The organism is Brevundimonas sp. Root1423, assembly GCF_001426805.1.
Genome location: NZ_LMFL01000006.1, coordinates 38,623 through 60,576, shown reverse-complemented (window position 1 = coordinate 60,576; position 21,954 = coordinate 38,623). Strand labels below are relative to the sequence as shown.

18 protein-coding genes are annotated in these 21,954 nt (G+C 63.3%); 7 read left to right on the top strand and 11 right to left on the bottom strand.

Translation table 11 applies throughout. The features are described from left to right. Positions 1-25: 25 nt before the first annotated feature. The 7 genes from ASD25_RS04925 to ASD25_RS04895 are packed head-to-tail and all read right to left on the bottom strand — an operon-like array spanning position 26 to position 6,822. Positions 26-1,072: a nucleotidyltransferase family protein gene (locus tag ASD25_RS04925; RefSeq protein ID WP_055827810.1), complete on the bottom strand. Its 1,047-nt coding sequence runs from the start codon at positions 1,070-1,072 to the stop codon at positions 26-28. A gap of 4 nt (positions 1,073-1,076) precedes the next feature. Then, on the bottom strand, positions 1,077-2,279 hold the full coding sequence (gene neuC, locus ASD25_RS04920) for a UDP-N-acetylglucosamine 2-epimerase (RefSeq protein ID WP_055827808.1): 1,203 nt from the start codon (positions 2,277-2,279) through the stop codon (positions 1,077-1,079). After that, positions 2,276-3,280 carry an N-acetylneuraminate synthase gene (gene neuB / locus ASD25_RS04915; protein ID WP_055827805.1) on the bottom strand — a complete coding sequence of 335 codons (1,005 nt, stop codon included), beginning with the start codon at positions 3,278-3,280 and terminating at the stop codon, positions 2,276-2,278. Before neuB ends, neuC begins: the two co-directional genes overlap by 4 nt. Next, on the bottom strand, positions 3,277-3,912 hold the full coding sequence (locus ASD25_RS04910) for a hypothetical protein (protein WP_056615068.1): 636 nt from the start codon (positions 3,910-3,912) through the stop codon (positions 3,277-3,279). The genes neuB and ASD25_RS04910 overlap by 4 nt, the downstream gene beginning before the upstream one ends. A gap of 9 nt (positions 3,913-3,921) precedes the next feature. Then, positions 3,922-4,602, bottom strand: a complete 681-nt coding sequence (locus ASD25_RS04905; protein WP_055827803.1) for a cytidylyltransferase domain-containing protein — start codon at positions 4,600-4,602, stop codon at positions 3,922-3,924. Next, positions 4,599-5,768 carry a LegC family aminotransferase gene (locus tag ASD25_RS04900; protein WP_055827800.1) on the bottom strand — a complete coding sequence of 390 codons (1,170 nt, stop codon included), beginning with the start codon at positions 5,766-5,768 and terminating at the stop codon, positions 4,599-4,601. The genes ASD25_RS04905 and ASD25_RS04900 overlap by 4 nt, the downstream gene beginning before the upstream one ends. Before the next feature lie 43 nt (positions 5,769-5,811). Next, positions 5,812-6,822: an NAD-dependent 4,6-dehydratase LegB gene (locus tag ASD25_RS04895; RefSeq protein WP_055829646.1), complete on the bottom strand. Its 1,011-nt coding sequence runs from the start codon at positions 6,820-6,822 to the stop codon at positions 5,812-5,814. Positions 6,823-7,039: 217 nt separating this feature from the next. Between ASD25_RS04895 and ASD25_RS04890 the strand changes: the two genes are divergently transcribed. After that, positions 7,040-8,017: an NAD-dependent epimerase/dehydratase family protein gene (locus ASD25_RS04890; protein WP_055827798.1), complete on the top strand. Its 978-nt coding sequence runs from the start codon at positions 7,040-7,042 to the stop codon at positions 8,015-8,017. 118 nt (positions 8,018-8,135) lie between these two features. Then, positions 8,136-9,383: an O-antigen ligase gene (locus tag ASD25_RS04885; protein WP_055827795.1), complete on the top strand. Its 1,248-nt coding sequence runs from the start codon at positions 8,136-8,138 to the stop codon at positions 9,381-9,383. A 34-nt stretch (positions 9,384-9,417) separates the two neighbouring features. On the opposite strand, the gene ASD25_RS04880 is transcribed toward ASD25_RS04885, so the two are convergent. Then, positions 9,418-10,017 carry a sugar transferase gene (locus ASD25_RS04880; protein WP_162252057.1) on the bottom strand — a complete coding sequence of 200 codons (600 nt, stop codon included), beginning with the start codon at positions 10,015-10,017 and terminating at the stop codon, positions 9,418-9,420. Positions 10,018-10,303: 286 nt separating this feature from the next. On the opposite strand from ASD25_RS04880, the gene asnB (ASD25_RS04875) reads away from it, so the two are divergent. Genes asnB (ASD25_RS04875) through ASD25_RS04860 form a run of 4 tightly spaced genes read left to right on the top strand, consistent with a single transcriptional unit; the run spans position 10,304 to position 15,419 of the window. Next, positions 10,304-12,160: an asparagine synthase (glutamine-hydrolyzing) gene (gene asnB / locus ASD25_RS04875; protein ID WP_200943548.1), complete on the top strand. Its 1,857-nt coding sequence runs from the start codon at positions 10,304-10,306 to the stop codon at positions 12,158-12,160. Then, entirely contained in the window at positions 12,157-13,023 is an 867-nt protein-coding gene (locus ASD25_RS04870; protein WP_156376900.1) for an aldolase/citrate lyase family protein, read from the top strand. The genes asnB (ASD25_RS04875) and ASD25_RS04870 overlap by 4 nt, the downstream gene beginning before the upstream one ends. 53 nt (positions 13,024-13,076) lie before the next feature. Further along, on the top strand, positions 13,077-14,252 hold the full coding sequence (locus ASD25_RS04865) for a hypothetical protein (protein ID WP_156376899.1): 1,176 nt from the start codon (positions 13,077-13,079) through the stop codon (positions 14,250-14,252). Between the two features lie 15 nt (positions 14,253-14,267). Then, on the top strand, positions 14,268-15,419 hold the full coding sequence (locus tag ASD25_RS04860) for a glycosyltransferase (protein ID WP_055827781.1): 1,152 nt from the start codon (positions 14,268-14,270) through the stop codon (positions 15,417-15,419). Positions 15,420-15,433: 14 nt separating this feature from the next. On the opposite strand, the gene asnB (ASD25_RS04855) is transcribed toward ASD25_RS04860, so the two are convergent. From asnB (ASD25_RS04855) to ASD25_RS04845, 3 genes are read right to left on the bottom strand one after another with little or no spacing between them, the layout of a single operon-like run. Next, the gene (asnB, locus tag ASD25_RS04855) at positions 15,434-17,296 is read right to left on the bottom strand and encodes an asparagine synthase (glutamine-hydrolyzing) (RefSeq protein WP_055827777.1); all 1,863 of its coding nucleotides are present in this window, start codon (positions 17,294-17,296) and stop codon (positions 15,434-15,436) included. After that, entirely contained in the window at positions 17,296-18,912 is a 1,617-nt protein-coding gene (locus ASD25_RS04850; protein WP_055827775.1) for a lipid II flippase MurJ, read from the bottom strand. The genes asnB (ASD25_RS04855) and ASD25_RS04850 overlap by 1 nt, the downstream gene beginning before the upstream one ends. A 57-nt stretch (positions 18,913-18,969) precedes the next feature. Beyond that, positions 18,970-20,916 carry a nucleoside-diphosphate sugar epimerase/dehydratase gene (locus ASD25_RS04845; RefSeq protein WP_055827772.1) on the bottom strand — a complete coding sequence of 649 codons (1,947 nt, stop codon included), beginning with the start codon at positions 20,914-20,916 and terminating at the stop codon, positions 18,970-18,972. Positions 20,917-21,207: 291 nt separating this feature from the next. Here ASD25_RS04845 and ASD25_RS04840 point away from each other — a divergent pair, with 291 nt between their 5' ends. Then, positions 21,208-21,897 carry a polysaccharide biosynthesis/export family protein gene (locus tag ASD25_RS04840; protein WP_055827770.1) on the top strand — a complete coding sequence of 230 codons (690 nt, stop codon included), beginning with the start codon at positions 21,208-21,210 and terminating at the stop codon, positions 21,895-21,897. Positions 21,898-21,954: the final 57 nt, after the last annotated feature.

Sequence of the window (21,954 nt, the reverse complement as noted above, 5' to 3'; positions counted from 1 at the left end):
TCTCAGAACTTGGTGAACGGCGCCTTCAGGCGTCCGTATGGGCGGTGCGCGCCTGCTCGAGGTCAGTCGGTCGACCAACATCGAGCCAAGGTTCGTGCATGGGGTAGACAATAGTGCGCCGTCCGGCCGCCTGCAGGCGCTCGAAAAGGGCGGGCATGTCGCAGTGCTTGTTGTATTCCAGACAGTCGAGCGCGTCCGGATTGAGAGCGTAAACACCTGCGTTCACATGGCTCTTGAATATGGGCTTTTCCTCAAATCCGACAATGTCGACTCCCTCCGTACGGACGACGCCGAAAGGGTGCTGCCATTCATGCGACTGCACCGCCATCGTTGCTGCGGCGGCGTTCCGGTCATGGAAGCTGAGGATATCGCTGTACCGCACGTCAGTCAGGACGTCGCCGTTGGTCACCAGGAACGGACTGTCCGGCCGCTCCAGCAAGCTCAGCGCCCCTCCCGTGCCGAGTGGCGTATCCTCGCGCACGTAGTCGATGTGGACATTCCAGGCGGAGCCGTCACCGAAATGGTCCTCGATCATATGGCCGAGGTAATGTACCGCGATCACGAACCGGTCGAAGCCGTCCGCCGACGCGCGCTCGATGATATGCTCCAGCATCGGCTTGCCTCCGACGGCCAGCAAGGGCTTGGGGCAGTTCTCGGTATGCGGGCGCAGCCGCACGCCCCGCCCACCGGCCATGACCACCATGAGATTGGGCCGCTTCGCCAAGGCGATCAGCGTGTCCCAAACGTGGAGCCCGATGACGCGGTTGGTCTCGTCGACCACCGGCAGCTGATGCACCTTGTTGGCGTACATGATCTTGTTGATCGCGTCGGCCGACAGGCCAGGCGGCGCCACCAGGGGCGAGGTGTTCAGGATGAGGGAGGCCGGACTATCCAGCCCGAGACCGCGCAACAGCCCGCGACGAATGTCACCGTCAGTGATAGTTCCGACCAGCCGTTCCCTTTCGTCAACCGCGATGACGATCTGCAAGCCGGCAACATCCAGCTGCTGGATCGCCTGCTGCAGGGTCGACCCCGCGGGCAGCAGGCAAGCGCGCCACTGATTGGAAACCATCGACCTATTCCCTGACGCCATTCCCGACGTGCGGGAAGGCGCCGTACACCGCTACGTCGCGGAAGCGCTTTTTTAAAAGCCCCCGAAGCGGATGCTCTTGCAGGACCCGCACGATGGCCTCCGAAGCCCCCCCTTCGCCGTAAGGATTGGCGGCGGTCGCCGTCTGCTTCCGGAATTCTGGAGAGTGAGCACGGGCCAAGGCAGCCTCTATCGCGTCTCGTTGCGGCGCACAATCGATTACGCTGGCCGCCTTCAACCGTCCAGCCTGACGGTCTCCGATGTTGACTGTGGGGATGCCGAACGACGGCGCCTCCAGCAGGGCGCTGGAGGAGTTGCCGACCACCGCGTCCACCTGGGCCATGCAGGAAAGATAACGCAGCTGCCCGAGCGACGGATAGGCCACGGCGTTCGGACGCGCGGCGGCGTAGTCTTCGATCTGCCGCGCCAGGGCGCGACCGCCCGTGTCGGCGTTCGGCAAGGTGAATATCAGTCCGGTGTCCGGCCCCATAGAGTCCAAGGCATCGAACAAGGCCTGCACCTGCGCATCGGCGTCATCGTCGTCCAGCGTAACTGGGTGGAAGGTGATCAGCAGATTCCGGGATCGGAACCGGACGCCGGGATCGGCCTCCAGCGCCGATCGATCCATCAACGTCAGCCGATTGATGGCGTCCACGCCCAGACCGCCGACGAGAAACACCCGGTCAGGATCCTCCCCCAGCTGAATGACGCGATCACGGTACGGGGCCGCTGCAACAAAGTGCAGGTGAGACATCTTCGTAATTGAATGGCGGATCGATTCATCGAACGCGCCCTCCGTTGTTTCCCCGCCGTGAATGTGGGCGAGCGGCACGCCGGCCACCATCGCAGCCGCGGCTGCGGCGAAGATTTCGAACCTGTCGCCCAGCACCACGACGACGTCGGGCTTGAGCCGCGCGAACACGTCGCTGAAGCCGATCAGTCCCAGCCCCATGGCCTTGCCGACGCCGACCGCGGTGTCGGAGCTCAGCAGCATTTCGACGCGATCGTCGATGACGACGCCATCGGCCTCGATCTCACCCACCGTCATGCCGAACTCGGGGGACAGGTGCGTGCCGGTGACCACGGTCTGCAGGATCAGGTCCGGAGCCTCGGCTACCCCTTCAACCACGCCTCTCAGCAAGCCATATTCGGCGCGCGTGCCCGTGACGATGCAAACCCTCCGGCTCATAGGACGATGAGTTCATCAGCCGCGAAGTCGCGCGACGCCGTGCGGCCCATGACCTCGTCCCACCGCATCGGGGAGATGCCGGTGCCGGGCCTCTTGGCGGTCACGTTGCCGGCCGTGAACTGTTCACCCGCGCTGATGGGCGTCTGGGCGACCAGAGATTTGCGAGCGATATCGCGGTTCTTGATCTCGCTCGGACTGGGCCGCTTGACGCCGTCGCCCTCCATGGCCTTTTCGATGTTGCGAATGGCCGAAACCATAGCCTTCAATTCAGCCGGCTCCAGGCTGGCGCGATGATCTGGGCCGGCGCGGTTTCGGTCCAGGGTGAAATGCTTCTCGATCACGGTCGCCCCCAAGGCCACAGCCGCAACCGGCAACTCAATGCCAAGCGTATGATCAGAATAGCCCACGGCGATGTTGAAGGCCGACGCGATGTTGCCCATCGCGCGCAGGTTCACATCCCCCATCGGCGTCGGGTATTCGGTGTTGCAGTGGAGCACAGTCAAATCGGAGCGCCGCACTCCACCCTCCTCCATGACCATGATCGCGTCCTCAATTTCCCCCAAGGTCGCCATGCCTGTCGAGAGGATGACAGGAACTCCCTTGGTGGCCACGTGGCGCAGGTATGGAAGATTTGTCAGTTCGCCGGATGGCACCTTGATGCGGTCGATCCCGAGTTCGATCAGCATGTCGAGGCTTTCGAGATCAAACCCGGTTGAAAAGAACCGGACTCCGAGCTTCTCGCATTCCCTGATCAAGGCCTCGTGATCGGAACGCGACAGTTCCAACCGGCTGATCATCTCCCGCTGACTTTCGGCAGCATCGGTCGTGGCGACCTGATAGCCGGCCTTTGGCGCGTGATGCGCGACCATTCGATCGGCCACGAAAGTCTGGAACTTGACCATGTCGACGCCCGCATCCGCCGCGACCCGGACAAGTTGCAGCGCGACATCCAGATCGCCGTCGTGGTTCACGCCCGCCTCGGCGATAATGAGGGTGTTCATCTTATTCTTCTCGCTGGAACGCCTGCATATACTGCATCAGCCTGACAGTCCCGGATCACGACTGCTCCAGCGCCAATCACGGTGTTGTCTCCAATGGAAAGGGGGCGATCCGCCGTGCCGTTGCTCACGACGGCCCCGACACCGATCCAGACGCCAGCCCCCATGTGCACGGAGCCGGCCACAGAGGCTCCGGGAGAAAGAGTGCTGAAAGCGCCGATCCTGCAATCATGGGAAACGGTGGCGTTCAGATTGAAATTACAGAAGTCGCCGACCGCGACGTTGGTTGTTATTCGCACACCGGCCTGAACGACGACCCCCCGGCAAGCGCTCAGGAATTCCCGTTGGCCCAAGCCGAAACTGGCGTCCGGGTGCAACAGGGATGGAAAGGTCAGACGGTCCTGGTATCGAGCCGCGACACGGGCGCGGGCGATATTGTCCCCGATGCCGATTGCGAATGCGGAACCGTCGAGAAGGACCGCCTCCGCCTCTTCGATAACTTCCAGGTCCGACGTTATCGACGGAGCCTTGTCTGCCGATTGCGACAGCAGAACCGGCACATAGCCCAGAGCAGCGGCTACACCCGCCAACTCCCGGGCCTGCCCTCCCACACCGAAGATGAACAGTCGTTCCAAGCCAACCTCTCAGGCGCTGCGGGTCATCAGCAGAATTTCGGCGAGCCGCAGATCGAAGGGGGTGTCGATATCCAGCGAGCGATCGTCCGGCATGACATATCCCAACGTGCCGGACCCCGTGAGCGCACGGTGAGACATCAGCCAATCCCGCTGCGCGTAATACATCGCCCCGTTCAGGACGTAGAGCGGCTCGAGATCCTGCCGCCGCGCCGCCGACGGACTCTCCAGAAACGGCGTCAGACGGCCTTCCATGGAGCGCGCGAACATCCATGCAGGATGCTCCGCCACCGCACATACCGATACGACGCTCTCCGACTTCGTCGCTTCGACCATCGCCAACAGACCCTCGATATCCGAGGTCCCGCGAAGCGGCGAGGTCGGCTGCAACAGGAGCAGGCTCGTCGCATCCGGCAACATTTCCAGCGCGTGCATGACAGGAGCGATCCCGGGCGCCCCGTCGGTGGCCAGATTCCCGGGCCGCAGGAACGGAACTTCCGCGCCCGCAGCGCGTGCAATCTCCGCAATCTCCTCGTCGTCGGTCGTGACCACCACCGAGTCGATCCCACGCGCTGCAAGCGCCGCTTCAATCGTCCAGACGATCAGGGGTTTTCCCGCGAGATCGCGGATGTTCTTGCGCGGTATGCCCTTCGACTGACCCCGGGCGGGAATGAGGGCGAGCACCCCGCTCATGACCCGGCCCGGTTCACCAGGCGAGGGCTGCTGGGCACGTTAATCACCCGTGTCGCCATGTCCTCGGCCACCGTCAGGTCCGCCCGCGGACAGGCCGCGTACATCGGAAGCCGGTGCATGAGCGTCCACACGGGTCGGGACATGTAACCTGCGGCGTTCAACCCCTCCAGCACGTGTTCCTGCGCGGCTGCCTCCCCCGGGGCCAGGACGATCGTGTTGAGCCAATAGTTGCTGGTGGACCCCTCAGGTTCCGCCAGAAAGTCCGCGCTGACGATCGGCCGGAACGCTTCGGCATAACGGGCGGCCAGCGCCCGCTTGCGAACCAGCATGTCCGGAAGTTGTTCGAGCTGAGCGCAACCCAGGGCGGCGTTCAGGTTGGGCATCCTGTAATTGTATCCCACCTCGTCATGCACAAAGTTCCAGCGATCATGGACCCGAGCAGTGGTCGACAGGTGCTTGGCGCGGCGCGCCAGCCCTGCATCGTTGGTCAGGACGGCTCCGCCCCCACCCGTCGTCAGCACCTTGTTTCCGTTAAAACTCAGAGCAGAAACGGCGCCGACATTGCCCGTGTGGACGCCGCGATGAAGTGAACCGAGCGACTCCGCCGCATCCTCGATCAAGACCAGCTTCCAGCGCTCCGCGAGGGCGGACAGCGCGTCAAGATCACAGGGATGGCCAAAGGCGTGCATCACGACCAGGGCCCGGATCGTCGCCCCGGTCGAGCGGTTGACGCATCGTTCACCTTCGACACGCGCCGTGGAGGCCAGATGGTCCTCAAGGCGATCAGCATCGACGCCCAGGGTCCGGCTCTCCGAATCGACGAAATGGGGGATCGCTCCAGCGTAGGACACCGCGTTGGCGGTGGCCACAAAGGTCAAGGCGGGCACCAGCACCTCGTCCCCGGGCTCGACGCCGGCGACCAGCAGACAGATGTGCAGGGCTGCCGTACCGTTCGCTGTCACGACAGCGTGCGAGATCCCCGTATAGGCCGCCAGGTCGCGCTCGAGCCGATCGACGTAGGCGCCGACCGACGACACCCAGCCCGTATCAAGACAGTCCTTCACGAAGGCCCACTCGTTGCCGGCGAATTCCGGCTCGTGGAGCGGTATCTGGGCCTGGGTCTCGCCGAGAACGGACCGCACGGCCAGCAGGATTTCCGTCGTCACCGTCGCGGGGGGAGCCAGCCTTCGAGCAAGCACGTCGTTCTCCTCAGATATTGTACACATCGGCCTTGTAGCGACGCAGGTTGGCCGGGTCGGTGAACCAGGCGATGGTTTCGTCGAGGCCGCGTCTAAAGCCGTCCCGGCCGGCGTAGTCGGGTGTCCACCCGGTCAGGCGGGCGGCTTTCTCATTGTCCGCCCAGAGCCGCTCCACCTCGCTCCCGGTGGGCCGCATACGCTGATCGTCCGCAACGATCGAAACTTCCCGGCCCATGCGTTCAGCGATGAGCGACGCCGTGTCGCCAATCGAGATTTCAAAGTTGCTGCCGATATTCACAACCTCGCCCACAGCGGCGTCGGCCTCCGCGACGGCGACGAAACCGCGCACAGTATCTCTCACATGGTTGAAATCCCGGGTCGGATGAACGGCGCCGAGCTGAATCTTCTCGGCTCCGCCTGCGATCTGGGTAATGATCGTCGGGATGACGGCACGGGCGGACTGTCGCGGACCATAGGTATTGAATGGCCGGATGGTCGCCACAGGCGTCTCGAACGACAGGAAGAAGCTTTGCGCGATCTGGTCAGCGCCGATCTTGCTGGCCGAATAGGGCGACTGGCCCTGCAGGGGATGTTCCTCGGTGATCGGCACGAAACGAGCCGTTCCGTAGACCTCGCTGGTGGAGGTGTGAACGACGCGCTCGACCCCGAGGTCGCGCGCCGCCTGCACGACGTTGAGCGTCCCCTTGACGTTTGTGTCAACGTAGGTGTCAGGGGAATGATAGGAATAAGGGATGGCGATCAGGGCCGCCAGATGCAGGACCACATCGCATCCCTTCATCGCGGTCCGGACGCCATTGGGATCGCGGATGTCCCCCGCGAACACCTCGAAACGATCACGATGCTGAGCATCGACATCATCCAGCCAGCCCCATGAGTTGAAGCTGTTGTAGTAGACGAACGCCCGAACGTCCGCGCCGATGTCAACAAGGTGTTCGGTCAGATGAGACCCGATAAAACCGTCGGCACCGGTAACCAGAACCCGTTTTCCGGCAAGCTTCACGGCCAATCCCCTTATATCCAGTCCCGACGCCGGCGGAGACGCTTCTCAAGCCGCGGCCAGCATCATTTCGCTATTGGCGATGTCCAGTCGCGCCGGTGGTCTGTAACGGCAAGGGGCACGCGAGCGCAACGGTAGATGGCGCATGTTGCGTCCAGGGCCTCATTGTGCCGCTCCGTTGTGTCCGGTAAAGCCCCGCATCCGCCATGGAGCGCGCTGAATGACCATCCTCGTGACCGGCGCCGCCGGCTTTGTCGGAATGCATGTCGCGGAGCGTTTGGCCCGCCGGGGCGAGACAGTCATTGGTCTGGACAACTTCAACGCCTACTACGATCCGCGCTTGAAGATCGCGCGGGAGCAACGGCTGGCTGCCCTACCCGGCTTCACGATGGTGCGCGGCGATATCGCCGAGGAAGGGCTTGTGACGGATATCGTCAGGCAGCGAGGGGTGCGGCGTGTGGTTCACCTCGCCGCGCAGGCCGGGGTTCGCTACTCGCTCGAGAACCCCTTTGCCTATGAACGCTCGAATCTGGCCGGCCACCTTGCGGTGCTTGAGGCCTGTCGCCATGGCCAGGTGGAAAAACTGGTCTACGCATCGTCCAGTTCCGTCTACGGCGACCGACCGATCGGCAATCAGGGGTTTCGTGAAGATGAGCCGTCGGTGCAGCCTGTTTCGCTCTATGCGGCGACCAAGCGCTCGTGCGAACTCATGAGCCACTGCTACTCCAGCCTGTACGGCATACCCCAGGCGGGATTGCGCTTCTTTACCGTGTATGGTCCATGGGGTCGGCCGGACATGGCCTATTTCAGCTTCACCCGGAAAATCGAGCGCGGCGAACCCATCGAAGTGTTCGCAGAGGGCCGCATGGCCCGGGACCTCACCTACATTGACGATATCGTCGACGGCGTGATCGGGGTGCTGGACGCACCGGCGGGGCCGGGATTGCACGAAGTCTACAACATCGGTGACAGCAGTCCCGTGGGCCTCATGGACATGATCCGCTCGCTGGAGCGGGTGCTCGGCCGTGAAGCGGTGAAGATCATGCGCCCGCCGCAAGCCGGCGATGTCACCTCCACCTTCGCCGATATCTCCAAGATCAAGGCGTTGACGGGATACTCTCCGCGGATCGGGTTTGACGAGGGCGCACAGCGCTTTGTCGACTGGTGGCGCCAGGAGGGTCGCGCCATCCTCCAATAATGAAGGCCCGGGGTTGTGATTTGTCTGGCGCCCTCTGATCCTATCCGACATTGACGTTGGGCGCCTGCCACACTCCGACGCCAGTCTGGCGCAACAACTCACCTGCAAAGTCGCACCCGTGATACTCACCGCCGCTTCGATCGCCATTTCGCTCCTGGCGCTGCTCGCCAGCCTGATTCGCACGCCACGTTTCGAGTTCGTGCGGCACTGGCTGGTGTTCTTTGCCCTTGGCGCCGGCAACATCCACATTGCCGTGGTGTCCCTGGCGGTGCTGCTGTTTGTGAACAGCGGCTACCGGCTACCGATACGTCGGCTGGGGCGAACTGAACTGATCGTCCTCGGGATGGTGGGATTGATCGCCCTGATCTCCCTGTTCTCGCCGATAACCGGGCGGACGATCACCAAGCTCCTTCACCTCGGACTCTTCGTGTTCATCGCCTTCCAGCTCATGCACGAATTCGCATCAGCCGAACGGATCCGCTTCTATCTCCGCTGCATGGTGTACGGCGCCACCGCCATGGCGCTCTTGGCCATCGCCCTCTCGTTCGTGGGTCTGACCGAGACCCCGCACATCTATCTGGCGCGAGGGTCGAACGAAGGCTCGATCTTTGTGACCTTCATGGGAGTGCTGCCGGCGTTGACCCTGATGCTCTGGGAGCGTCGTCCGCACTATTTGGCCCTCGCCGCCATGCTGGCGATCGCCCCGCTGCTCGCGGTCAGCCGAAGCAACACCGCCGTGTCCGCGGTCATGCTCGCCGGCACTTTCTACTTCCTGTTCAACCGACCGCTCATTAAGGCCACAATGCTGGTCGCCGCGGGCGCCATCATCTACCACAGCCGCGACCTGCTCAGTCTCCAGATCGGCGGTCAGATCAACTACTCTGCGCTGCAACGCATCGAACTGACCCGATATGGCTGGGATTTGTGGACAGAACGGCCCTTGACCGGATGGGGGTGGGGATCGACCAGCAATCTGGTGCCGCAGGCAATGCTGGTGGACATCGAGTACCCGCATTTTCACAATACTTGGGTCCAGATCCTGGCTGAAACAGGCGCGGTTGGGTGGTTGATAATCGCTCTGTTCGCATGGTTCGGCATACGTTGCGTCTGGATCAGCATCGTTCGTCTGCGGAGCCCCGCCATTTCAGCATACGTCTGCTTCGCCTTGGTCGGAATCGTCTGGCTCGGCTTTTTCGAGGCGTTGACCTTTGGCGCAGACCGGATGGTTCAGCTGGTGCTGATGCTGCCGATCATGGGCAACATGATCTCCCTCGGCCTGGAGGCTCAACGTGAAGCGCGAGCCGTCAGCGCCACGGCTGCCCGGGATGTCTCGACAAATTATTCGGGTTCGACGGCGGCGCCGTAGCGGGCGGCGCCAGGACCGGCGATCGTGGCGGTCGTCACACGCCTGATCGCCGCAGCACCTTTCCCACGGTTCCCACCACGGCGTGAATATAGGCTCTGAAGGTGGGATCACGCAGCCAAAGGCGCTCCAGACGGGTACGTTCGTCAAGACTTGAAACATTGTACAACTGGGCTGGCCCGGTGATGCCCGGACGCAGACTATGGCGTTCGATCCAGTAGGCTGGCGCATAGTCGGCCTCTTGGGCAGGGGTGTCGGGCCGCACTCCGACAACCGACATATGTCCCGCGAGCACGTTGATCACCTGGGGCAACTCGTCCAGATGCATGGCCCTCAGAGGGCCGCCGATCCGTGTGATGCGGGGGTCGTTGGCGGTGGTGGTCTGAAATCGGCTGCGGGCCTCCGCCAACGCGGCTGGTCCGCTGCCCTCGACCCGTCCCGAACCGCTCACCGGGTTCACCCGCATGGTTCGAAACTTGAGGATTTCAAACGCCCTGCCGCCCTTGCCGACCCGGCGCTGGACGAACAGCGCCGGGCCCCGATCCTCGGCCCGGATCATCAGGGCGATGACCCCCATGGGAATGGCCAGAACAATCAGGAGGCCCAATGCGAACAGCAGGTCGACGGACCGGATCAACAGGGGGTCGAGACGTCTCATGGTCTGGGACATTTGTTCGATTCACGGAGGACGGGACAGGCTTGCCGCGATGTAGCCTAATGAGATCGAGTATTGTAGGGACCTTGGTCTCACCCGGCTGCCCCCCCCTGTAAGCATGAGGCCCCGTGCTCGATTGTATCGACGCTGACCAGCGGACAGACGTCGGACCGGCTTTCGTCCCGAGTACCGACCTCGAGTGTTTGCAGCAAGCCGGAGGTCCCCCTCTCGGAGAGCCGTTGGGCACGGTGACCGAGCGCGTTCAAAGTTGCAGCAAGGCTTCAATCTGATGTGTGGCATTTTCGGAACCTTCCATTTCGGGCGGGGCGCAACAGATCGCGCCACGCTCGATGCGATGGCTCGATCAATCGGCCACCGTGGCCCCGACGCCACCGGCTGCTTCTCCAATGACGACACCGCCTTGGGCAACTGTCGGCTTTCAATTCTCGACCTCAGCGAGGCGAGCAATCAGCCGCTGCTGTCCGACGACGGCGAAGTGGTCATCGTCCAGAACGGCGAAATCTATAACTTCATCGAACTGCGTGAGGAGCTTCAACAGACGGGAGCCCGGTTCAATACGTCCGGTGACACGGAAGTCTTGCTGCGCGCCTACGAGCACTGGGGTCCGGAGTTCGTCAGACGCCTGAACGGGATGTTCGCCATTGCGGTTTACGACGGGCGACAAAGGACCTTGCGCCTGTATCGAGACCGCTTGGGCGTGAAGCCGCTGTATCTGGCGGGTGGAGACGGTGACCGTCTCTGGTTCGCTTCGGAGATCAAGGCGATCCTCACGACGGGGTATGAGGTCAGGCCCGATCTCGCAGCGTTCGCTCAATACTTTGCCCTGAACTACGTCCCTCAGCCGCGCACGGTCTTCGAGGGCATCAGGCATCTCCCGCCGGGCTGCATGGCCGAGATCAGCGCCCTGGGCGGCCTGAAGATCAGCCGCTACTGGGACCTCGCGACCATCCAGCCCCGAGCCGGCATGTCGGAAGGCGAGGCGAAAGAGGGGATCCTGGCGCTGTTGGACGACGCCACCCGGATTCGCATGCGCTCGGATGCTCCCTTCGGAGCCTTCCTGTCCGGCGGGCTCGACAGCAGTACGGTCGTGGGCTTCATGAGCCGACACGCGCGTGAACCCGTGCGAAGCTATTCCATCGGCTTCGACGATCCGCGGTTCGACGAAACCGAGTACGCAGTCGAGGCCGCCCGTCTTTTTGGCGCCGATCACCGGACCGAGCAGATGTCGAACGACGGCGTCGATCGGTGGCCCCGCTTTATCTGGCACTGCGACCAGCCTCACGGCGACGTGTCATTCATTCCGACCGACCAGGTCTCCAGCCTTGCCGCGCGGGACGTGAAGATGGTCCTGACCGGCGATGGCGGCGACGAGCTGTTCGCTGGCTATGAGAAGTATCTCAACATCTTCCCGAACGGACAGACAGACCACCTCGGCCCTGGGTGGGAGGAGGGTTTTGCGCGCGATTCGGGTCTTCTACTGCCTGGTCAGGATGAGGGGCTGCTGATCGGCGCATTGCACGAAGCCTTCCGGGATACCCGTCCTCATCAGGCTTTGACCGATGAGATTCGTCGCGCCGACCATCAGGATCCGATCAATCGTGTGTTGATGGCGGAAACGCTGACCCTGCTGCCAGGCAACAACCTGGTGAAGCCCGACCGGATGGCGATGGCCAACTCGCTGGAGGTCAGATCCCCGTTCCTTGACTACCGGCTGGCCGAGTTCGCCTTCTCCATTCCCGGCCACATGAAGTTGGCGGGGGGCCAGACGAAGGCGATCCTGAAGGACGCTGTGGAGCCTATGTTGGGTCGCGCCCTCACCCGCCGCTCCAAACAGATGTTCACGGTGCCGGTGGGCGAGTGGTTCCGCCAGAAGCTCGCCGGATACTGCAGGGAAATGCTGTTGGACGGGCGGTTGGGAGCACGGGGCCTCGTCGCAGAGAGCGCGGTTCACGACATGCTGAATGCGCATCTTTCAGGCGTCGCCAACCATACCCGGCAGTTGCGGGCGCTGATTTCCCTCGAGATCTGGTTCCGCCTGTTCGTCGATCGCGATCCCCAATCGCTCGCGCAGGCGACCGCGACCCCGCCAGGGGGGGCGACGTGACCCGCACGAGCTCGAAGCCGGAGCCCGGGCCGCTTCAATTTCTGATGATCGTGAACGACCCGGACATCGCGCGCTACGTCTTCGGGCATGGCGTGACGCGCCTGTTCATCGACCTTGAGCATCTGGGGAAAGACCAGAGACAGGGTCACCTGGACACCTGGAAGAGTCGCCAGACCCCCAATGATCTCAGTCGAATTCGGGATGCCGCGCCTGACGCTCATCTGTTGGTCCGTATCAACCCGCTGAACGCCGGCAGCCGCGCAGAGATCGATGACGTCCTGGCGCGCGGGGCGGACAGCGTCATGCTGCCCATGTTTCGAAGTCGGGACGAACTGGCGCGATTCGTGGACTTGCTTGCGGGCCGGGTCGAAGCCCTGCCGCTGGTCGAGACGGCCGGGGCGCTGTCGGCGGTCCCCGAAATTCTGCGGACCGTTCCACTCACCGCACTGCACATCGGCCTCAATGACCTTCACCTCGATCTCGGCATGGACTTCATGTTCGAACCGCTGGCCCAGGGCCTCCTTGAGGAGCCGTGCGCGGCGCTGCGTCAGGCCGGCGTGCCATTTGGGCTGGGTGGGATCGCCCGCGCCGGGGAGGGCCTGGTTCCGCCAGAACAGATCTTGGGTGAGCATGTTCGTCTTGGCTCGACGGCGACGATCCTGTCGCGCGGCTTCCATAACGGCGCCGCCAATCTGGCGGAACTGCTCGCGGCGAACTTCGATTCCGAGGTCGCCAAGCTGCAGGCGATCTATGCCGGGTTCAACACAGCAAGCGCCGCTGAGCTGGAGCGGAACCGGGTCGATTCGGCCAGGGCGATAGAAGCGGTGGCGGCCGAGCGGCGGCATCGCCGGTCGGCGTCGTGACCGTTCGACCGCCGCGCATCCTTATGGCCGCCTATGGTGGGGGGCATGCGGCGATGATCGCGCCCGTCGCCAGGGGCCTTCGAGCGCTCGGCGCGGATGTCGATCTGGTCGGATTCACAACCGCGCGCGCCGCCTTTGAACGCGCCGATCTTGAAGCGGGGTCGGTAATCAAAATGCTCGACCCGGATCCTGCCGCCGACGCACCCTACCGGGAAGCGGCGCTGACGCTTCTGACAGGCGACGGCCACGCCGATGTCACGCGTGAAGAAACCGAGGCCTATTTCACGATCGGCCTGAGAGACCTGGCCGAACAACTGGGTCTCGACGAGGCTATGCGCCGGGTGCGGATAGAAGGTCGCAAGGCCTTTTTGCCTGTCTCGGCGATGGAACGCTATCTTCTGCAAACGAAGCCCGATCTGGTGATCTCGACCACCAGTCCGCGGTTCGAACTCGCTCTCCTCCGGGCCGCTCGCCGCCAGGGCATCCCTTCTGTAGCGATGGGGGACCTTTTCCTGGTCGATGAGCGCGAGTGGATCCTGTCAGGCGATTACGCCGACCACCTGACGGTGATCAGTCCGGTCGTTGCGGAAGAGCTGGCGCGCGACGGCCTGGTCGGAACCCAAACCCACGTAACCGGAAATCCGGCGTTCGACACAATGAGGCCGCGACCGGACGACGGCGCGCGCCGCGACGCGCTTCGTCTTCGGCTGGGACTGTCGGATCGCACTGTCATTCTCTGGCCCGCTGCGCAGCTGGGAGCAGTGGCGAGCGATCAGCGCCCCTACGCCCGGCCCGACGAGGTCGTTGCCGCGATGGAGCGCATCTGCGAGCGGGATCCGGGTTTCGCCTACCTGCTGCGACCCCACCCGAATGCACCGTTTGAAATGCCGGAAGGGGCCCGGAACGGGGTGCTGGACCTTGGAATTCTGACCCCGGAGGAAGCCTTGCTGACGGCAGACCTTGTCTGCGTCGAGGTCAGCACGATGGGACTTCAGGCCGCTCTCCTCGGAAAACCTGTTGTCTGCGTCACCTTCGCCCACGAAGCGGGTTTTCCGCGGTATGGCCTGGCGCAAGTCGTCGAGTCGCTCGATGGGGCCGTAGACCTGATCGCCGGGCGGCGCTTTGCATTGCCCTCGAAGGACTTTTCAATGCCGCCGTTAGGCTCCGCGACCTCGAACGTCATCCGGTTGCTGCAGCGCCTTGCAGCCTCGATCGACGGCCTCCACTAGCATCAGAGGACTATCATGCACATTCTCGTCATCCGGTCGAACCTGCCGGATATGGGGCCAGGCACCCAGGCCCTGACCGTGGCCAAACAGATGCGCGCCAGAGGCCACACGGTGTCGTTCGCGACCAGCGGCGGCGTTCTCATGCCGCTGGTGATCGAGGCCGGCTTTGCCGTACACGTCATCCCCGAGCTGGCTCATGACCGGCATGATCCGGTGAGCGTGGCCAAGGGCATCGCAGCCTTGGCCCGAATCATCCACCGGGAACGACCAGACGTGATTCATGGTCACAACGCCGCAGCAACCATCTGCGGTTGGCTCGCGGGATTGACTGTGGGGACCAGACTACCCTGTGTGACGAGCGTGCGCGGCGTGGAGGAGCGAGCGTCACACAACTGGCGGAACCAGGTCTGGCAGCGGGTTCCCGGCATCCTCCTGGGCGTCTGTGAGAAGACCCGTCAACGGCTCATCAGTTTCGGAGTGCCATCCGAGAAGATCGTGGTCACCTACAATGGGGTGGACACCACTCGTTTCGTGCCCAGTACGCGGCAACGCGCCGATCAGCGAAAGTCGCTCGGCCTGACCGACGAGGTGGTCGTGGGGTCGGTCGGCGCAATGGTCGCCTTCCCTGGGGAGGAAGGGGCGGGCAAGGGTCAACACCTGCTGGTACGCGCGGCGGCAAAGCTCAAGGACAAGCACCCCCGCCTTCGGGTTCTCCTCGTCGGCGACGGCAGCGGACGCCCTTCGGTCGAGGCCGTTACGCGGGAAGTCGGGATGGAGGATCGGGTGATCTTCGTCGGGCAACGCTTCGACACGCCCCAGCTGCTCGACGCCATGGACATCTATGCGTTGGCCTCCACGCAGGGAGAGTTCTTTCCGAACTCCATCGTAGAAGCCATGTGCATGAGCCTTCCGTGGATCGGCAGCGACATAGCCGGCCTCGGCGAGCTTACTGCGGAAGGGGAAGCCGGGTGGGTGACCCCGATCGGCGACGTCGATGCCCTCGCCGTCAATCTGGACAGGCTGGTCTCCGATCCCGAGCTACGGCGCTCAAGGGGAGAGCGAGCACGACGCGAAGTCATGGAACGACTAACGATCGAGAAGGTCACAGACCGAATTCTGGGTGCGTTCCGGGCGGCAGGAGCCAAGCCGGAGGTCGTCGGCGGCTGACGCAGTCAGATGGCCTATTTCAACCCGTGACGGTCCATCCAGGTGTGCAGCGCCAGAAGGCTCCATATCTGGCTGGAGTGTTCGGCGGCGCCCGACATGTGCTGGTCGACCAGGCGCTGCACGGCGGACACGGGCAACAGTCCCGCTGCGGGGCGATCTGTTGACAGCAACCGTTCGTGAACCAGGCTCGAGAGCTCGCCCCGAAACCAGCTTGTGAGGGGAACACGGAACCCGTGCTTGGGTCGCTCGGCGATACTTGCGGGCAGGCGCCGGCCCAACAGTTCGCGGAGCGGCAGCTTGCCCCGAGCTCCTCGCCGCTTCTGCGAGAGCGACATGGCCCTGGCGATCGAGACGACCTCAAGGTCGAGCAGAGGCACCCTGCATTCCAGGCTGGCCGACATGGAAACGTGATCGGTTTTCGGCAACATTTGCCCGACCAACTCTCCCGCGAAGTCCGCCTCCAGCATCTTGTCGCCGTCGTAAGCGACGTTACGGGCCCAGTCCGGCAACTCAGGTTGCGGATCGAGCTCTCGCCCCCGCAATCCCGAAAACGGCCCCGAGAAGTAGTTTTCGTCATCGATCAGATCGAAACCCACTCGCGCCCGGCGAAGAAATTCCGCAACGCCGCTGGCGGGGGCCTGCGGCAGAAACGCCGAAGCCGCTCGCAACGGGCTACGGATTGCGCCCGGCAATCCTCTCCATTGCTGCTTCCAGCCGGTCCACTGATGCCTCGGATAGCCGGCGAACAGTTCGTCACCCCCGTCTCCTGACAGGCAAACAGTCACTTGCTCGCGGGCGAAACGCGATAACAGCAGCAGGGGAAGGCAGGCCGGGTCGGCGATCGGCTGGTCCATTGCCGACAGGGCGTCGTCCAGGCTCTCCGTCAGCACCGTGCCGGTGACTTCGCACTCGTGATGTCGTGTCGAGAAATGAGAGGCGACGGCACGCGCGACATCGGCTTCATTCGCGGCCGCGACGCCATGACCCTCGCCAGAAAAACGAACGGTGAAGGTCAACGGCTCGAGACCCATCTCGGCAGCCAGCGCCACCAGCAAACTCGAGTCCACGCCTCCTGACAGGAAGAAGCCGAGCGGTACATCGGAGATCATCTGGCGCCGGACGGCCGCCCGAAGCGCGGCCTCGAGGTCTTCGACCGTCGCCGACTCCGCCTTCGCGGGCAGTGGCTGGGGCTCGAGAACATCGATTGCGCCGGTTGCCGAATGTATCCGCAATCGCCCGCCGCGAGGAATCTTGCGCACGCCCCTGAGCAGGGTGCGCGGCGCGGGGGTCCAGCCCAGGGCCAGATACTGGGCAACAGCCTGCTCATCCAGTTCGGGGGTTTCGCCAAGTGTCTCAAGCGCCGCGATTATGCCCCGGAGTTCCGACGCGAACACGATGGCCGACCCGGTTTCAGCTACGTAAAGCGGCTTGATCCCTATGGGGTCGATCGCCAGGGTCACGACCTCGGACCCGCCTGTCTGTTCCAGACGGGCATAGGCATACATTCCGTTAAGACGCCGGTCCGCCGCGTCACCCTCCAGCACATGGCCGGCCAACACGACCTCGGTGTCAGACCGGGTCTGGAAGTTCCAGCCTCGCGCTGCCAGATCGGGCCTGAGATCCTGAAAGTTGTAGATTTCGCCGTTGAATATCAACGTCGTCCGGCCATCCGGAGCCGACATCGGCTGAGCGCCGCTTTCGACGTCAATGACCGCCAGCCGAAGGTGGCCCAAGGCGACGCGCTGGCCGAGGTGCACACCCTCCCCGTCGGGGCCACGATGCTTCATGGCTGCCATCATTACCCGCGTGACACGTTCCGACGCGCCGGCTTCGATCTTCTGATCCGGCCGCCACACGACGCCGCATATCCCGCACATCAGTGTCTTCCCAGAAGCTTCGCCAGCCGGGACCGCCAACCGGCGGACGACAACAGGCTCCTAACAGCGCCGGAATAGGCGAAACTGAGCCCGACGCCCACCGCAATGTTCAACAATGCGATCCCCCCCCATGCCATGACGACGAGCACCGGGTGTGTCAGACCGAGCGCGGCCACGCTCCCCGCGGCAATGAATACCGCCGCGAACACGGCGATCAATCGAAGCGTCCTCGGCGTCACGCCGGAGACGCTGAACCCAAGCCCGGACCGGACGAGGATCACGGCATAGGCGGCGACCTGCAATGTCAGCCCGCCGATCGTCGCCCAGGCCAGGCCGTTCAGCCCGAAACGGGGGGCCAGCACCATGCTGAAACCGATCTTGATCGGAAGCACGGCCAGACTGGTCCAGACGATCCAGCGGGTCTGTCTGTGAAGAACGAGAATACGTGCGAGTATTAAGGCGGCGCTGATGGTGAGGACAGAAAAGCCATAGATCTGGGTCAGTTGGTTAAGCGCTGCTGCATCCGCCGGAGCCATCGAGCCGGTTCGGTAAATGAGGGCGGTGGCTTGAGGCGCGAAGAAGACCAGGACCGCCACCGGTGCGGCAAGCAGGCTCAGCAAGGCCGCGGCGTCAGGGGCGACCGCCTTGCGCCATGCGCCGGACCCATCCTCGGCCAAGGCGCGCGCCCAGCGGGGTTCGAGAATGATGAATGCTGACGAAACGAGCAGCATGTTGGTCAGATTGGCCAATCGGCTCGCATAGCTGATCAAACCGATTCCGCCCGGGCGGACCGTCGAAGCGAAGTAGAAATCTATGTAAACGTACAACTCCCCGACCAGGACTGACAGGACCAGCGCCAGGACTGCGCCCCAGTAGGCCTTTCCGTGGGGCAGGGTGATCGGCCTTGAAGCCTTCCCCTTGAGAAATCTCCACAAGCTCGAGACCGCATCGCGCGGCATGACCGAAACTTGCAGCCCCACCACTGCCATCGCGCCGACCGACAGGCCCGCGATCATTCCTTGCGCCGCTCCGGTGGGGCCGTGCCAACGGAATCCCAGAACCAGGCCCGCCAAAGCCGTCAGATTAGTGACCAGCTGGGGCACCGAATACCACACGCCGTTTCCAGTCAGCCTGTTCACCAGGCTGGAAAATTCTGAAAGCGTCAAAAACAGGGGGGCAACCACACTGAGGGCGAGGAGATCCCGAAACAGCTGCCGGGCCTGACTGTCGAAGCCTGGCGCGGCGAGGGCGATGATCTGATCGGCGAACAGCCACAATCCCACCCCGTATGCAGCTGTCGCGGACGTGGCCCACAGGGCAGCATGCAGAAACAGGCGGGCAGCCGCCTCGGCCGTTTCCTCTGACTCCACCCGATAGATTCGCGCCACCAGCGCCGGGACGACGGCCCCGGCGACCAACACCGTTTCCAGCAGCCATATCAGTTGGAAGGTCAGCAGCAGGGCGTCGGCGTAGATGGTAGCGCCGAGCAGAGCCGCGATCTGCTGGACCCGAACGAAGCCCAGCAGCTTTGCCACCAGCGAGACAACAAGGGTCAGCACCACCAGGACGCGGGTACGATCGGTGCCCGGGCGGATGAAGAGGGATGCATCAGACATCGGTCCCCCTTCAAGCCAAGGGCGGAGAGGCGAGCGCTGTTCCGTGGGCGGAGCCGGTCAGGACCGGCTTGCCCGGGTATCGGGAACAATGCTCATCGGGCGAGGTTTTCTGGGCCGCCTGACATCGACACCGCGGATGGCCTCAATGGCGCCGGCGATCGCTTCGCGAGTGCGAGGCTCGTCGCGACGCTTGGCCACCGCTATCAGATCCCTGACGTCGGCTTCGGTCAGATCGGGGGCGCTGGCAGTGCGAATCTCCATGATGCCTGGAACGCACTCCGTTACGCTTTCTCCTTCATCAAAAAGGATCTCCGACAACTTTTCGCCCGGCTTGAGACCGGTGAACTCGATCTCGATGTCGATGTCGGGCACCTTGCCGCTCAGTTCAATCATCTGCCGCGCGAGGTCCGCAATCTTCACGGGCTGTCCCATCTCGAGCAGGAATTTGCTTGGCTCACGCCCGGATTGACTGGCCTTGATCGCACTGCTGTGCAGCACCAGTTGGACGGCTTCCGGAATGGTCATAAAGTAGCGGTCGACATCGGGATGGGTCACGGTGACCGGACCGCCGCGCGCGATCTGGTCACGGAAGATCGGCACGACCGACCCGGCTGATCCGAGGACGTTGCCGAAGCGGACAGCCGACAATCGGGTCTTCCCCGATGCGGTTAGGTCAAGAAGTGTTTCCGCAATACGTTTGGTCGCGCCCATCGTGTTGCTGGGGGCCACGGCCTTGTCGGTCGAGATCAGCACAAACTGGGCAGCCCCGGCCTTGATCGCCGTCGTCATCACGTTCGAGGTGCCCAGCACATTGGTCAGTACGCCCTCGGCGGGATTGCCCTCAACAAGGGCGACATGTTTGAGGGCGGCGGCGTGAAACACAATGTCCGGCCGTTCCTGGTGCATGATTTCGGTAACTCGATCCTCGTCCCGCACGTTTGCAAGAAGGGCGCGCCGCGAGCCGGAAGGATAACGCTCGGCCAACTCGCGATTGATCTCGAAAAGCAGAAACTCCGAATGATCAACCAGACTGAGATGAGCGCAGCGTAACGCCGTCAGCTGACGCGCCAGTTCCGAACCAATGCTTCCGCCCGCCCCGGTCACCATCACGCGGCGGTTCTCGATGAGTGCGGTGATGGGCCCTGGGTCCAGACGAACGGGCTCGCGCGGGAGAAATTCCTCGAGGGAAATTTCCCGCAACCTGTTTGATCCGCCGCCGTCCACCTCATTCAGGCCGATCAGCGATTGCGGACGCAGCAACGCGTGCCCGGCGGCCCGGAGACGGCCGATCCGTTCAGCGGTGAACCCCATCTCTGCGACCGGTTCCGCGAGAAAGAGAATAGAGGGCGGGCGCTGGGATTCCTTCCCGCGCATAGCCAGGACCTTTTCGAGATTCGCGTACCCCGCGACACAGGGTACGTCGTGCAGCTTCAGACCCTGCTCCTGGAGGTTCGGCGTCAGAACGATCTCGGGCCAGTAGCCCCGGTCCGCGTCAGATCTCAAATGTCGAACATGTCTTTCGGCTGCGGCGAGCGGTCCTACGATCACAAGGGCCTTGCCATGCGGAGCCTTGCCCCGCCACCAGGACGGCAGGATGTTTGCGGCCAGGTTTCGGTCGTACACGAGCCGCCAGGACAAGCGCAGTCCGACGAGAAATGCGAAGCTCAATCCCCAGGCCAACGGCAGCACGGATCGAGGCAGATCCACCCCTCGATCGAGGATGAAAATCAGAAGAACAAACACCAGCGCCGTGACGATGGTGTTCCGTAGCAGAACGACTACCTCCCGCGCCGAGGCAAAACGCCAGGCTCCGCGCTCGGTTTGGGAAACCAGCTCAATAGCGCCCGCGATGAGGGCGTAGAGAGCCGCCCAGCCGATGACACGCTGTGCGTCGTCGTTCGTCAGCCACCAGTCAAGATCAAGCGCGCGCCGCATTTGATACGCAAGCAGAAAGGCGCCCATCACCACAAGAAGATGGGTGGTGAACTTCAAAACTCGAAACATCGCGGCCTCTCTTCTGAAACCCCGGTTTGGCTGTGACCGGCTTTCGGAACCAGCGGTCACTACATGTTGAATGTTCTGACCGCCACCCCTCGAGGCCTGACGGGTCATCAGATCGGTCGCCAGCGCAATCGAGCGTGACTGGACAGCCCGAAGCCGCCGCGGACGCATCACCCGCCATAACGCTGAACCAGCCTTTGCCTTCAGAGCGTCCGTGTCGTAGACCGCTGGGGTCGTCGGTGAGACCGGTGGCTATCATATTGTAACCCCTCAGTCTCAAGCTGGATTATCTTGATGCGTCTTCCCTTCATGGCTCTTTTGGCGGTGCTGGTTGTCGGTTGCGCTGGCGCGCCCCGCCAGGCTTCGCCCGAGGTGGCGACGACGGTGAACGCCGACGCGCTGCAGGTCAGCGCCGCAACGGCCTCGGACCCGGAATACCGTATCGGACCGTCGGACAAACTGAATGTCGCGGTGTTCCAGATTGAGGACCTCAGCTTCGAGGAAATCTTTGTAGACGCCTCCGGCAACCTGCAGATGCCGATGATCGGAACGATAAAGGCTGCCGGACTCACGCCTGAGGACCTGTCCCGCGAGATGGAGCGACTCCTCCGGGAACGCTATCTGCGGAATCCCCAAGTGAGCGTCACGGTCATAGAAGCGGCCAACCAGAAGGTGACGATCGACGGAGCGGTGACCAAGCCCGGCGTCTATCAGATGCGGGGCCGCACAACCCTGCTGCAGGCCGTCGCAATGGCGGAGGGACCTACCCGCGTCGCAAATCTTTCCAGCGTCGCGGTTTTCCGGACTGTAGAGGGACGGCGAATGGTCGCCTTGTTTGATCTTGGCCAGATCCGGGGTGGTCAGATGACAGATCCCTATCTTCAGGGCGACGATATCGTCATTGTCGATACCTCCCGTCTCAGCGTCACCCTGCGAGAGATTCTCGCAGCGCTTCCGGGGCTGGCTGTCTTCAGCTATCTGTAGGGTCAGCGGAATGGCGGCGAGGCTGCCAACGTGACGCGTGTTCATCGGGCCGGCGGG

What these genes read in the sequence shown, in the direction of transcription:
- asnB (WP_055827777.1), bottom strand. Translation starts at nt 17,296, where the DNA reads ATGTGCGGGATATGCGGCGTCGTGTGGCGGCCGGATCAGAAGATCGAA.
- ASD25_RS04925 (WP_055827810.1), bottom strand. Translation starts at nt 1,072, where the DNA reads ATGGTTTCCAATCAGTGGCGCGCTTGCCTGCTGCCCGCGGGGTCGACC.
- neuC (WP_055827808.1), bottom strand. Translation starts at nt 2,279, where the DNA reads ATGAGCCGGAGGGTTTGCATCGTCACGGGCACGCGCGCCGAATATGGC.
- ASD25_RS04860 (WP_055827781.1), top strand. Translation starts at nt 14,268, where the DNA reads ATGCACATTCTCGTCATCCGGTCGAACCTGCCGGATATGGGGCCAGGC.
- ASD25_RS04905 (WP_055827803.1), bottom strand. Translation starts at nt 4,602, where the DNA reads ATGAGCGGGGTGCTCGCCCTCATTCCCGCCCGGGGTCAGTCGAAGGGC.
- ASD25_RS04890 (WP_055827798.1), top strand. Translation starts at nt 7,040, where the DNA reads ATGACCATCCTCGTGACCGGCGCCGCCGGCTTTGTCGGAATGCATGTC.
- ASD25_RS04845 (WP_055827772.1), bottom strand. Translation starts at nt 20,916, where the DNA reads ATGTTTCGAGTTTTGAAGTTCACCACCCATCTTCTTGTGGTGATGGGC.
- ASD25_RS04840 (WP_055827770.1), top strand. Translation starts at nt 21,208, where the DNA reads ATGCGTCTTCCCTTCATGGCTCTTTTGGCGGTGCTGGTTGTCGGTTGC.
- ASD25_RS04850 (WP_055827775.1), bottom strand. Translation starts at nt 18,912, where the DNA reads ATGTCTGATGCATCCCTCTTCATCCGCCCGGGCACCGATCGTACCCGC.
- neuB (WP_055827805.1), bottom strand. Translation starts at nt 3,280, where the DNA reads ATGAACACCCTCATTATCGCCGAGGCGGGCGTGAACCACGACGGCGAT.
- ASD25_RS04865 (WP_156376899.1), top strand. Translation starts at nt 13,077, where the DNA reads ATGATCGCGCCCGTCGCCAGGGGCCTTCGAGCGCTCGGCGCGGATGTC.